The organism is Pseudomonas sp. LPH60, from assembly GCF_030718165.1.
Taxonomy (GTDB): domain Bacteria; phylum Pseudomonadota; class Gammaproteobacteria; order Pseudomonadales; family Pseudomonadaceae; genus Aquipseudomonas; species Aquipseudomonas danubii.
The window spans coordinates 1,180,948-1,193,595 of sequence record NZ_JAVAJH010000001.1 but is presented as its reverse complement, the minus strand read 5'-3'; the positions used below and the strand labels follow the sequence as shown (position 1 = coordinate 1,193,595).

10 protein-coding genes are annotated in these 12,648 nt (G+C 63.8%); 2 read left to right on the top strand and 8 right to left on the bottom strand.

What is annotated here, in order from left to right; genetic code table 11:
• Positions 1-509: 509 nt before the first annotated feature.
• From Q8O96_RS05500 to Q8O96_RS05470, 7 genes are all read right to left on the bottom strand, one after another.
• On the bottom strand, positions 510-1,913 hold the full coding sequence (locus tag Q8O96_RS05500) for an amino acid permease (protein ID WP_060838995.1): 1,404 nt from the start codon (positions 1,911-1,913) through the stop codon (positions 510-512).
• A 208-nt stretch (positions 1,914-2,121) separates the two neighbouring features.
• The gene (locus Q8O96_RS05495) at positions 2,122-4,377 is read right to left on the bottom strand and encodes an ATP-binding protein (RefSeq protein WP_305948508.1); all 2,256 of its coding nucleotides are present in this window, start codon (positions 4,375-4,377) and stop codon (positions 2,122-2,124) included.
• Positions 4,374-5,171, bottom strand: coding sequence for an ABC transporter substrate-binding protein (locus Q8O96_RS05490; RefSeq protein WP_305948507.1), 798 nt, complete (start codon positions 5,169-5,171; stop codon positions 4,374-4,376). The genes Q8O96_RS05495 and Q8O96_RS05490 overlap by 4 nt, the downstream gene beginning before the upstream one ends.
• Position 5,172: 1 nt before the next feature.
• Positions 5,173-5,889: a response regulator gene (locus Q8O96_RS05485; protein WP_060838992.1), complete on the bottom strand. Its 717-nt coding sequence runs from the start codon at positions 5,887-5,889 to the stop codon at positions 5,173-5,175.
• A gap of 82 nt (positions 5,890-5,971) precedes the next feature.
• Positions 5,972-6,610, bottom strand: a complete 639-nt coding sequence (gene betI, locus Q8O96_RS05480; RefSeq protein ID WP_060843403.1) for a transcriptional regulator BetI — start codon at positions 6,608-6,610, stop codon at positions 5,972-5,974.
• Positions 6,611-6,891: 281 nt separating this feature from the next.
• The gene (locus tag Q8O96_RS05475) at positions 6,892-7,686 is read right to left on the bottom strand and encodes a class II aldolase/adducin family protein (RefSeq protein WP_060838990.1); all 795 of its coding nucleotides are present in this window, start codon (positions 7,684-7,686) and stop codon (positions 6,892-6,894) included.
• An 87-nt stretch (positions 7,687-7,773) separates the two neighbouring features.
• Complete coding sequence (locus Q8O96_RS05470) at positions 7,774-8,835, bottom strand: ABC transporter substrate-binding protein (RefSeq protein WP_305948506.1); 1,062 nt, start codon at positions 8,833-8,835, stop codon at positions 7,774-7,776.
• A gap of 215 nt (positions 8,836-9,050) precedes the next feature.
• On the opposite strand from Q8O96_RS05470, the gene Q8O96_RS05465 reads away from it, so the two are divergent.
• Positions 9,051-11,003 carry an FAD-dependent oxidoreductase gene (locus tag Q8O96_RS05465; protein WP_305948505.1) on the top strand — a complete coding sequence of 651 codons (1,953 nt, stop codon included), beginning with the start codon at positions 9,051-9,053 and terminating at the stop codon, positions 11,001-11,003.
• A 73-nt stretch (positions 11,004-11,076) separates the two neighbouring features.
• The gene (locus Q8O96_RS05460) at positions 11,077-11,688 is read left to right on the top strand and encodes a cupin domain-containing protein (RefSeq protein ID WP_210482171.1); all 612 of its coding nucleotides are present in this window, start codon (positions 11,077-11,079) and stop codon (positions 11,686-11,688) included.
• Positions 11,689-11,843: 155 nt separating this feature from the next.
• On the opposite strand, the gene Q8O96_RS05455 is transcribed toward Q8O96_RS05460, so the two are convergent.
• Positions 11,844-12,620, bottom strand: coding sequence for a hypothetical protein (locus tag Q8O96_RS05455; protein WP_305948504.1), 777 nt, complete (start codon positions 12,618-12,620; stop codon positions 11,844-11,846).
• Positions 12,621-12,648: the final 28 nt, after the last annotated feature.

Genomic DNA, 12,648 nt, shown 5'->3' with positions numbered 1-12,648 from the left:
GCGGCAGCGGCTACAGGGAACCGGCCTGCGCACCTTGGCTTTGGCTTTGGCTTTTGATCTTCAGGCCCCTTCCCAGCCGGCCGAGCGCAGGCGTTGCGTAGGGGGCAGCTCGGCATGGATGCCGAGCTAGCCGCCACCCGGCCATGGATGGCCGGTTGGCGGCGGGCCCCCGGAGCAATGCCGAAGCGAGGGGCCCATGGAGGGGCAAGCGTTTTTTGGTTCCTTTTTTTGGCGTTTGAAAAAAAGGGACTCGCCGTAAGGGCGAAACCATAAGCAGCCGTAACCGCAGCAACGGATATGTACACAGCCCACCGCTGTAAGAGCGAAACCCTAAGCAGCCATAACCGCAGCAACGGATATGCCCCCCACTCCCCGCCATAAAAGCAAAACCACCAACGGCCACACCCGCAGGAATGGATATGTACCCCGCCTCTCTAGCCGCAAAGGCCAGCAAAGGCGTCCGCCCAGGCGCCGCATGTCTCCCGCCCCCTTCGCCGGCAAGCCGGCTCCTACACGGCGGCGGCAGGTTGCAGTTGGCGTTTACGCTGCATCAGGTAATAAGCGCCATAGCACAGAGCAATAAACCCCGACCCCCAATACAACGACGGCCGCTGGGTTTCATCCAGCGCCAAAAACACAAACAACGAACTGCACAGCACGATGCACAGCAACGGCACCAGCGGAAACCAGGGCGCGCGGTACTTGAGCTGCTCCAGTTGCCCCCCATCACGCAGGAACTGGCGACGAAAGCGGTACTGGGCCAGGGCAATCACGATCCAGGTCACAGTGCCAGCCATGCCGCTCACAGCCATCAGCACCATGAACAGGGTGTCGGCAGCGATAAAGCTGGTCATCAGCGAGATCAGGGCAAAGCACAGGGTGATGAACAGGGCCCGCAGGGGCACACCCTGTTTGCTCAGGGGCGACAGGGCCTTGGGCGCCATGCCGGATTTGGACATGGCCCAGAGGATGCGCGTGGAGGCATACAGCCCGGAGTTGCCCACCGAAAGAATCGCCGTGAGGATCACGAAGTTCATCAGGTCGGCAGCGTAGGGAATGCCCACCATGTCGAACACCTGGACGAAGGGGCTTTCCACCAGCCCGGCCTGCTGCCAGGGAATGATCGCCGCCAGCACCATCACCGCCAGGACGTAGAAGATCAGCACCCGGAACACCACGTTGCGCACGGCCCGCGGAATGCTTTTTTCCGGCTGGTCGGTTTCGCCAGCGGCCACGCCCATGATCTCGCAGCCCTGGAAGGCGTAGACCACGGTCATCATCACCGCGAACACCGCCGGCAGGCCGTTGGGGAACAGGGAGTCGCCCTTGAGGTTGTCGAACATCGGCGCCGGGGCGCCGCTGGGCAGGTCGATGACGCCGAAGATCACCAGCGCGCCGACCACGATAAAGCTCAGGATCGCCAGCACCTTGACCCCGGCGAACCAGTATTCGGCCTCGCCAAAGGCGCGGGTGGCCAGGGCGTTGATGCCGAACAGCAAGGCCACGAACAGCGCCGACCAGTACCAGATCGGCACGTCGGGGAACCAGCGCTGCATCAGCATGCCGGCGGCGGTGAACTCCAGGCCCACGGTGGTGGCCCAGCTCATCCAGTAGACCCAGCCGATCATGAAGCCGGTGGCCGGGCCGATGTATTTGGTGGCGTGGGCCTGGAACGAGCCGGACACCGGCATCTGCACCGACAGCTCGCCGAGGCAGACCATCACCAGGTACATCAGGAACCCGGCCACCAGATACGAGAGGATCGCCCCCCAGGGCCCGCCCTGGTTGATGGTGACCCCGGAGCCCATGAACAGCCCGGTGCCGATCACCCCGCCCAGGGACAGCATGAAAATGTGCCGGCTCTTCAGCGAGCGCGTCAGGTGTATGCCTTTACGTTCAGTGGTGGTTGTCATGGCGCACCTCAGCAGTCAGTGAGGCGCAGGGCGCGGAGCGAAGGGGTGTGGCGGAAGGCGGAAGCAGCTTGCAGGCGTATCATTATTATTATCTCCAATAAGCTTCGAAGACCGCGGCAGGCGCGGTTCAAGCGATTATTGGAAAGCCATGTAAGTTCGGATTGAACGCCAGGATCGAAGATGTAAAAAGTCGTAAGGATTTTGTACGTCAGGCCGCCAACAGCTGTTGCAGCAAGGCCCGGGACTGCTGCCAGGACGTTTGCACATTCGCCCCCAGGGCCGCCAACGTCGGGCGATCGGCCTGCTCTGCCGCACTTTCCAACTCCCGCAGCACTCGGGCCAGGGCGCAGAAACCCAGGGAATCGGCGCTGCCCGCCAGGCGATGGGCCAGGTGCAGGACTTCGGTGCAGTCTTCGGCGGCCAGGGCGTCGGCCAGCCGTGGTCGTTGCTGATCCAGGGCATCGGCCAGGACCTGGAGCAGGCTGTGCAATTTCTGCTCGCCCAGCAGGCTGCGATGGGTGTCCAGCACGCTCTGATCGAGCAAGCCTTGCCGGGTGTCGGTCGGCGGCACCTGGACCTGCCCGGCCAGCACCTGCCGCAGGCTGGCCAGCTGCAACGGCTTGCCGAGAATGCCCTGCATGCCGGCCTGCAGATAACCGCGTACCAGCGACGGCTGCACGCTGGCGGTGAGGGCGAAGATTCGCGCCTGCCGATTGGGCCCGGGGCGGCGGCGGATTTCCCGGCACAGCTCGACCCCGCTGATGCCGGGCAGGTGCACATCCAGCAGCAACAGGTCGAAGGCCTGCTGTCGGCACAGGGCCAGGGCGCTTTCACCGTCTTGCGCCAGCCACACCTGATGGCCGTCACGCTCGAGCAGGCCGCTGGCCACTTCGCGGTTCAGGGCCACGTCTTCCACCACCAGGATGTTCAAAGCCTGCATCGGCAACTCAAGCGCGGGCACCGACAAGGGTTCCTGGCCGATGCCCAACGCCAGTTCGAACCAGAAACAACTGCCCTGCCCCAGCTCGCTGTCCACACCGATGCGTCCGTCCAGTTGCTGCAGCAGGTGCTTGCAGATGGCCAATCCCAGGCCGGTGCCGCCATAGCGCCGGGTCACCTCGTCACTGGCCTGGACGAAACGCTCGAAGATCTTCTCGCGCATCGACGCGGCAATGCCGATGCCGTTGTCGCGCACGCAGCAGCGCAGGCGCTGGCCCTCGACGCTGCTGTGCAGCACCTGCACCTCGACCCGCACCCAGCCGTCTTCGGTAAAGCGTATGGCGTTGGCCAGCAGGTTGCTCAGCACCTGGCGCAAGTACTGCTCGGCGCCCTGCTGACGCGGCGCCAGTTGCTCATCGATATGCAGTTCCAGGCGGGTGCGGTTGGCCTCGGCCCGAGGCTGCAACAGGGTGGTGACTTCTTCCAGCAACTGACGCAGGGAGAAGTCCCGCACTTCCGGGCGGCTTTCGCCCTCTTCCAGGCGGGCAAAGGACAGCACTTGGTTGAGGATGCTCAGCAAGCCCTCCCCGGCTTGATGCAAGGCCTGCAAGCGCTGGCGGTCCTGCTGATCCAGCGGCGCCTGACGCAGCAGTTCGGCCATGCCGAGGATGCCGTTCAACGGGGTGCGCAGTTCATGGCTCATGGTCGCCAGAAAGCGCGACTTGGCCAGGTTCGCGGCTTCGGCTTCGTCCTTGGCGTGCATCAGGCTGGCGGTGCGGCGCTGGACCATTTTCTGCAATTCGTCGCGCTTGTCCTGCAAGGCCAATCGGTCGGCTTCGCGGCGCTGCACATCGTCGAGCACCGCCCGGCGCATGTCGTCCAGGGCCCGGGCCACGGTGTCGATCTCGTCGCCGCCGGGGCGCTGGCGCTTGTCCAGGCGCAAGGGCTCGTGCAGTTCGCCGGCGGCCACGCGCCGGGCGAAGTCGGCCATCACTTGCAGGTGCCGGGTCACCAGCCGGTAGAACAGCCCGGACAAGGCCACCGCCAACCCGCAGAGAAACACGCTCATCCACAACAGGCTGGCCAGCCCGGTGGCGTACAGGCGCCGGTACACCGCCCCCAGATCGGTGCTGACCTGCAATTCGCCGAGCTGGCGCAAGGGCCCGGACGGCGGTTGATAGCTCAAGGGAAAACGCTCCACCCGTAACGGGCCGATCAGCTCGGTGCTGCCCTGCTGCAAGTCGAAATCGTTGCTGATCAGGTGCACCCGGGCCACGTCGGAAAAGTCCACCAGCCCCTGCAACTGCACGGTCAGCTGTTCCTGGTTGAGGTCCCACAGGTTGCGTTCCAGGCTGCCCAGGTAACCGGCGCGGATCAGCGCCATGCGGCTGTCGATCTCGCGCATTTCCCGGCGGTATTCGAAGTACAGCTGCACGCTGCTGGCGAGCACGGTGAAGCACAGGCTGAACAGCAGGATAAACAGCAGCAGGCGGCGCAACAGGCCGGCGGAACGCAGCGGGATCATGGCGCCGTTCCCCGTTGCGCCTTGAGCATGGCGCGGTAGTCGTCCTGGCTTTGCGCCAGCCAGCGCTGCACCGCGCCGCTGTCCACCTGCTGCTGCAACCGCGCGTCGATCTCGGCCATGCGCGGCGCCAGGGGCGAATGGCGCGACACCGCCAGGCGCAGGTAGTCGACGCTCACCGCCTGGGGCAAGGCGACTATGTCCTCGGCCCCCGGCAGTTGCTCGATGAACAGCTGCCCGGTGCGGCGTTCATGGGGGATGAAATCGATGCGCTGGCGGATCAGCTTGCCGAAGTTCTGCTGGCTGCTGGAGACCCATTCGATGTTGCCGTGCTGCACCACCTCGCGGTCGAAATCCTGGCCGTAGCTCTCGCCGAACAGCAGGCCGCCGCGATAGGCGCGCAAATCCTGCAAGTGGTTGAAACGCGGCAGCTGGCGGCGGTTGACGAACAGCGCGACTTCTTCGCGCAGCACCGGCACCCGGGAAAACAACAGGTCCTGCTGGCGCTGGCTGGTGCTGTAGGCCAGCACCACATCCACCCGGCCGGCGGCGGCATCCAGCAGGCAGCGCTTCCAGTTACCCAGCACCACCACCTGCACCTGATACCCCAGCTCCCCCAGCACCTGCCGCACCAGGGTCGGCGCCAGCCCGCGCACCTGCTGGCCGTCGCTCCAGGAAATCGGTGGGTACACCGGGTAGTCGCAATAGCGCAGCACGGGTTGGGGTTCAGCGAACGTCGGGCCGGCCAGCAGGATCAAGCACAGGCTCAGGCGCAGGTTCAGTGCGCGACGCGGCAATTCAGGCGGCCACGCTGGCGGTGAACAGGTAACCGGCACCGTGGATGGTGATGATCAGCTCCGGCTCGGCCGGGTCGTCGTGCAGCTTGCGCCGCAGGCGGCCCACCAGCACGTCGATGGAACGGTCGCTGGGCACCCATTCGCGGTTGCGGATCTGGTCCATCAACTGGTCGCGGCTCAGGGTGTGGCCGCTGTTGCGCAGGAACACGCTGAGCAACTGGTACTCGCCGTGGGTCAGCAGGGTTTCGCCGCCGCGCGGGTCGATCAGCCGGCGGCGGTCGGTGTCCAGGGCCCAGTCGGCGAACTGCTTGACCGGGCTCGGGCAGCCGGCCTGGGGCTGGGACTGGCGCGCATGGCGCACCCGCCGCACCAGGTTCTTGGCTCGCGACACCAGCTCGCGCGGATTGAGGGGTTTGATCACGTAGTCGTCGGCGCCGCATTCCAGGCCGACGATGCGGTCGATGTCGTCGTTGCGCCCGGTGATCAGGATGATCCCCACTTCCGAACGCACCCGCAGCTCACGGGTCAGGGTCAGGCCGTCCTTGCCCGGCAGGCGGATGTCCAGCATCAGCAGGTCCACCGTGTGCTGGCCGAGAAAGCTCTCCGCCTGCTCCGCGGTGGCGGCGCAATGCACGTCGTAGCCTTCCTGAGAGAGATAAGCCTGAAGCAGTTCGCGAATCAGCGGATCGTCGTCGACGATCAAAACCCGAGGAGTCATCGCCTGTTTCCTGATTATTTTTATTGGAAAAGGAACCCTGTGCGCAGCAGCCTAGCCATTACTGAACAACCGATCAACAGCCCTATGTCGGCCTGACGAAACCGCGCCCCTGGCTGGCCAGCAGCCCCTCGACCCAGGCTTCGCAGATCTGCACGCCCTGCTGCGGGCTGAAGGTCCCGGGGTTGAGCCCGGACTCCAGCCACAGGCCGTCGAGCAAGGCGCTGAGGCTGATGGCCGCCAGATCGGCGTCAAAGCGTTCCCAGCCCTGCTCCCCGGCCAGCCGGGTCAGCAGGCTGGCCAGCTCGTTGCGGTATTCGCCGTAGGAATGTTCATGGGCCAGATTGATCGCCTCCGCGGTCTTCACCGCGCCCCAGAACGCCAGCCAGGCGTCCAGCAGCTTCGGGTCCAGCAGTTCGGCGCAGAACGAGGCGCGAAAGAACGCCGACAACCGCTCCCGGGGATCGGGCGCGGCCTGCTCCATGGCCTCGCGCAGCAGGTTCATGACCCGCCCGGTGACCGCCCGATAGGCCTGGGCCACCAACTCGTCCTTGCCGGCGTAGTGGTGACTGATCAGCCCCACCGACACCCCGGCCTCGGCGGAAATCTTGCGGATCGACGCCCCCTGAAAACCGTGGCGCTTGAGGCACGTCAGGGTCGCCTCGATCAGCTCGGCCTTGCGCAGGTCGGGTTCCAGACGGGAAAAGCGCGCTTCCTGGCTCATGGGGCGGGTTCCTTGGACAGTGGCGGGAAATTGAAACTGAACGACTGTACAACAGGCCTTTCGTGGCGATCCAGCGTTTGTGTGACCGCCCAAGCCGCATCGCTTCCTGTGGCCGCTGCCGCAGGCTGCGAACGGGTTGGGCGGCATTCCGTCGTAGGGACGCAAAGATCCTGCGGGCGCCACAGGTTCGGCTGAAGATCGCCAAGCAAGGCCCTGCGGGCCTTTTCGCAGCTTCGCCAGGGCTCAGCAGCGGCTACAGGTAGATACAAACCCAGGTGTGGTCAGGCGCGGTAGTCGGGGGCGATGCGCTCCAGCAGGCGCAACAGCGCCGCCCAGGCCAGTTGCATGGCGTCCGGGTCGTTGAGTTCGCCTTCCTGCAGTGGCCGCCCCGGGTCGTTGAATTGGCGTTCGGTGTGGGCGCAGACCGCGTCCGGCGGCAGGACGATCTCCCCCGCCGCCTGGGCCGCCAGCTGGATCTCGCAGGCCTTCTCCAGGTAGTACATGCGCAAAAACGCCTGGCTCACGGTTTCGCCCACGGTGAGCAGGCCATGGTTGCGCAGCATCAGCACGCTCTTGTCCCCCAGGTCGGCCACCAGTCGTTGCTGCTCGCCGAGGTCCAAGGCCACGCCTTCGTAGTCGTGGTAGGCCACGCGGCCATAGAACTCCATGGAGATCTGGTTCACCGGCAGCAAGCCGCATTTGAGCGCCGCCACCGCGCAACCGGCCTTGGTGTGGGTGTGCAGCACGCATTGGGCGTCTTCGCGGGCGCCGTGAATGGCGCTGTGAATCACGAAACCCGCCGGGTTCACCGGGTACGGCGACGGCTCCACGGCCTCGCCGTTGAGGTCGATCTTCACCAGGTTGGAGGCGGTGATTTCCTCGAACATCAGGCCGTAGGGGTTGATCAGAAAGTGATGCTCGGGCCCGGGCAAGCGCACCGAGATGTGGGTGAAGATCAGGTCGGTCATGCGAAAGTGCGCGATCAGCCGGTAGCAGGCCGCCAACTCTTGCCGCAGGCGCTGTTCGGTGGCGCTGCGCTCGGCGTTGGCGTGGGGGCTGGGAGCGATATTGTTCATTGTTGGAGTCCTCCAGGCGGGTGGGTGGGGCAATCTGGGCGGGCAAACAATAGGACCGGACGCCCGCAGGCGTCCAGCCCGGTGCGCTTACTTGCTGGCCCAGGCGTTGAAGCGCTCTTCCAGCTCTTCGCCATGATCGACCCAGAACTCCACGTTCATCGCCAGGGCGTCCTTGAGGTTCTGTTCCGAGGTCGGCACCCACTGCGCCAAGGCCGGGTCGAGCTTGGCCGCGGCCTGGGTGTTGGTCGGGCCATAGGGGATCTGCTTGACGTAGTCGACCTGGACCTCGGGGCGGTTGGCGAAGGCGATGAAACGCTTGGCCTGATCCACGTGTTTCGAGCCCTTGATGATCGCCCAGTAGTCCATGCCGTACAGGCTGCCGGGCCAGACCACCGCCAGCGGCGCGCCGGCCTGGGCGGCCACGGCGATGCGGCCGCTGTAGGTCGAGGTCATCACCACATCACCGGCGGCCAGCCACTGCCCCGGCTGGGCCCCGGCTTCCCACCACTGGATGTAGGGCTTGAGTTCGGTCAGCTTGGCGAAGGCCCGCTCCACCCCTTGGGGCGTGGCCAGGACCTGGTACACGTCCTCGACCTTGACCCCGTCGGCCATCAGCGCGAACTCCAGGTTGTACACCGCGCGCTTGCGCAGGCCGCGCTTGCCGGGGAACTGCTTGACGTCCCAGAAATCCGCCCAGGACGCCGGGGCCTTGGCCAGCTTGTTGCGGTCGTAGGCGATGGCCACGCTCCACACCAGCACCGCCGAGCCGCAGGGCTGGGCGGCGTCGGCAATCAACTGCTCGGCACGGCCCAGGGCCTTCCAGTCCAGGGGCTCGTACATGCCCTCCTCGCAGCCGCGCATCAGGTCCGGGCCTTCGATCTGCACCAGGTCCCAGTCGACGTTGCCGGTGTCGACCATGACCTTGATACGGGCCATTTCGCCGTTGTATTCGCTCTGGATCAGCTTGCTGCCATCGGCCTTGCTGAAGGGTTGGAACAACGCCACATCCTGGGCTTTTTGTCCGGCTCCGCCGTACGCCACGACCACCATGTCGGGGGCTGCCTGGGCAGTGCCCTGGCCCAGGGAAAAACCCAGGGCCAGGCTCAGGGCCAGGAAAGAACAACCGTGCTTGCGGGTGAGCGCTTTCATCTGTGAATCCTCGTCGCGGTGCCACACCGGCAGGCGCCGGCACGGCCCTTTTTTATTGTTGTGAGGTTCGCGCCAAAAGCGGGCGCAGATCGAAACTACTGCAAGCATCAGTAAAAAAACAAGTTGATTTTTTACTGGCGGTAAATTTTTATAGGCCAACAATAACAACGCCAAGGCTGTGCTCCCCTGCCCTTGGCCCGCCTGGAGTCACCGCAATGACCAGCGCCTTCCCGCACCTGTTCGCACCCTTGCAGATCCGTGGCAAACGCCTGAAGAACCGCATCATGTCCAGCGGCCACGACACCTCGATGCCCACCGACAACCTGGTCAACGAACAGCTGATTGCCTACCACCGCGCCCGGGCAGAAGGCGGCGTCGGCCTGATCGTGCTGCAGGTGGCCGGGGTCCACGACAGCGCGCGCTACACCAGCCACGTGCTGATGGCCACCGACGACGCCTGCATCGACGGCTACCGGCGCCTGGCGGAAACCTGCCACGCCCACGGCACGGTGGTGCTGTCGCAGATTTTCCACCCGGGGCGGGAAATCATGGAGTCCGCCGACGGCCTGCTGGCGGTGGCCTACGCCCCTTCGGCGGTGCCCAACGAACGCTTCCGGGTCATGCCCCGGGCCCTGGACCAGGACATGATCGACGAGATCATCCAGGGCTACGCCGACGCCGCCCGGCGCCTGCATCAGGCCGGGCTGGACGGCGTGGAACTGGTGGCCAGCCACGGCTACCTGCCGGCGCAGTTCATCAACCCGCGAGTCAACCGCCGCACCGACGGCTACAACGGCGAACTGGAACAGCGCCTGCGCTTTATCCGGGAAATCCTCGATGCCATGCGCGCCAGCACCGATGCCGAGTTCATCATCGGCCTGCGCATTTCCGCCGATGAACGCGACCCCGAAGGCCTCACCGAAGACGAATCCCTGGCCGCCGTGCAGTTGTTGCAAGGGCAACTGGACTACGTGCACATCGTCGCCGGCACCTCGGCCTCCCTCGGCGGCGCGGTGCACATAGTCCCGCCCATGGCGGTGGAAGCGGCTTATCTGGCCCGGGAAGCCGGCACCTTCAAGGCCCAGCTGTCGATCCCGCTGTTCGTCACCGGGCGCATCAACCAGCCCCAGGAAGCCGAAGCCATCATCGCCAAGGGCCAGGCCGATGTGTGCGGCATGACCCGCGCGCTGATCTGCGACCCGCAGATGCCCAACAAGAGCGAGCGCGGCCACAGCGATGACGTACGCGCCTGCATCGCCTGCAACCAGGCGTGCATCGGCCACTTCCACAAGGGCCTGCCGATCTCCTGCATCCAGCACCCGGAAACCGGCCGCGAACTGCTCTACGGCCAGCCCAAGCCCAGCACCCGCGGCAAACGCATTATGGTGGTGGGCGGCGGCCCGGCCGGGATGAAAGCCGCCGCCGTCGCCGCCCAACGCGGCCACCACGTCACCCTCTACGAAGCCAGCGCGCAACTGGGCGGCCAGATCCAACTGGCGCAACTGCTGCCCCGGCGCAGCGAATTCGGCGGTACCAGCACCAACCTGCAACGGGAAATGCAACTGGCCGGGGTGGAAGTGGTGCGCAACACCCGAGTCGACCGCGCCCTGATCGAGCGGGAAAACCCCGACCACGTAATCATCGCCACCGGCGCCCAGCCCTACTGGCCGAACTTCGAACGCGGCGGCGAGCTGCAAGTGGTGGACGCCTGGCAAGTACTGCGCGATGAAGTGCAACTGGGCCGCAGCGTAGTGGTGGCCGACTGGCGCTGCGACTGGATCGGCCCCGGTATCGCCGAGCGCCTGGTGCGCGCCGGGCACCAGGTGCAACTGGCGGTCAACGGCACCCACTGCGGCGAAAGCCTGCCGCTGTACGTGCGCGACCAGATGGCCGGCGAACTGCACAAACTGGCGATCCCGATCATCCCCTACGCCCGCCTCTACGGCTGCGACGACAGCACCGTCTACCTGCAACACACCGCCAGCGGCGAACCCATGCTGCTGGAAAACGTCGACAGCCTGGTGCTGTGCCAAGGCCACCAATCCGTGGACGACCTCGGCCAGCAACTCAAAGGCCTGGTGCCCTTCCAACGCATCGGCGACTGCCTGGCACCGCGCACCGTGGAAGAAGCCATCCATGAAGGCTTGAAAGTCGCCTGGGCGCTTTGAGGCTGCTTTATACTCCAGGCCTTTTGCAGGACGGGTGCCCGGATGCGCCCGCCTTCCAGGCCTGGAGCCCGCCATGAATCAAAGCAGCAAGACGCCGCCCGAGCCCGGCAGCGACAACCAAGCCCCTGGCGGCCCACAGTTTCTTGGCACCCGCATCCGCGGCCTGCGCAAACGCCGCGGCCTGACCCTGAGCGAACTGGCGCAACAGAGCGAACTCACCGCCGGCTACATCAGCCAACTGGAACGCAACCTCGCCTACCCCTCCATCCCCGCCCTGTTCAACATCGCCCGCAGCCTAGGCGTGACCATCCAATGGTTCTTCGCCAGCGAAACCCAGACCGCGCCCGAGGATCAAGGCTATGTAGTGCGCAAGAAACAGCGGCTACAGGTGAATTATGAGAACGGGATTATTGATCAGCTGTTGACCCCACAGCCGACCCGGCAGCTGGAGTTTTTGCACTCACGCTTTCCGCCGGGGACGTACAGCAAGGAGAGTTACAGCCATGAGGGCGAGGAAGCCGGGTACGTGCTGTCGGGGCGCTTTGAGCTGTGGGTGGGGGAACGGTATTTTCAGTTGAGTGAGGGCGATAGCTTTAGCTTTTCCAGTCAGGAACCGCATAAGTATGGGAATCCTGGAGAGGAGGATGCGGTGGTGTTGTGGGTGATTACGCCGCCGACGTTTTGAGGTGAGCTACTGAGCGGAAGCGCAATGCACCGCTCTTTCGTTGACTGAAAAACTAGCTGTCACGGGCTGGGAAGTAGAACTGCTGCCGCAACCACTCGCTGAACTGGGCCTCGGTCAGCGAAGCGTGGTGCTCGCCCATTTCATTCCAGGCGCGGTTAATCATGTGTTCCCAGTTTCGGGTGAGCTCCATTAGTGGCGCTGCTGAGCTTTAGCCTTTCTATTGCCCTGACGCATCCATGCTCAGCAGCTTTATTGAGAAACTGCACCTGCTCTTGCTTAAGGTTTTGCGTCAACATTTGAGTCGCCATACTCATATAAAGGTTGGCGCGAAAACTTTTTTCGTCGAGCAACACGATTGGATTGCTGTCAGAGCGACTATTTCTATCGCAACTCGGCATCATCGTTGGCTGGGGGTAGTATCTGCTATACAGCGTTTCATCATTAGGCAACGCGTCGACAAGTGACCGATACCCAGGTGTTTTAACCTCATCGAAGCAATAGAAAAGCATCTGCAAACCCGCTGGAGTAAATCCGTTACTGAAACTGGACTTTAGGAGAGTGCAGACTTTTTCGGCGACTTGATCGCGAGATTCAAAAGTCGACAACATCAACGCTAGACGGTACTGCGCTGCTGGGTTGCCTTCCTCAGCTGAACGCTTGAGCAAAGGCATTCCTTCTTTTACAAGCAGAAGCATTTCTTCTCTATATTGTTCCTTTTTTTGGTCGGGCACCTTTTCGTTGACTGCTAACTGCTTTCGAAAAGTGAACAAATCGTTTTGTGCTTCATCGATTTTTTCTAGATAAGGCAACGCTTTGAAGTAAAACACTTCGCTTTCTGCGGACACTTTTAGATTTTTTTCATTCGCGCTAGCGAATGTGGCTAAAAAAACAGAAACAACAGCCAAAAAACTCTTAAGAGAAGCTTTTTCCACTGGAAACGTCCTTTGTATCTTCGTTGTG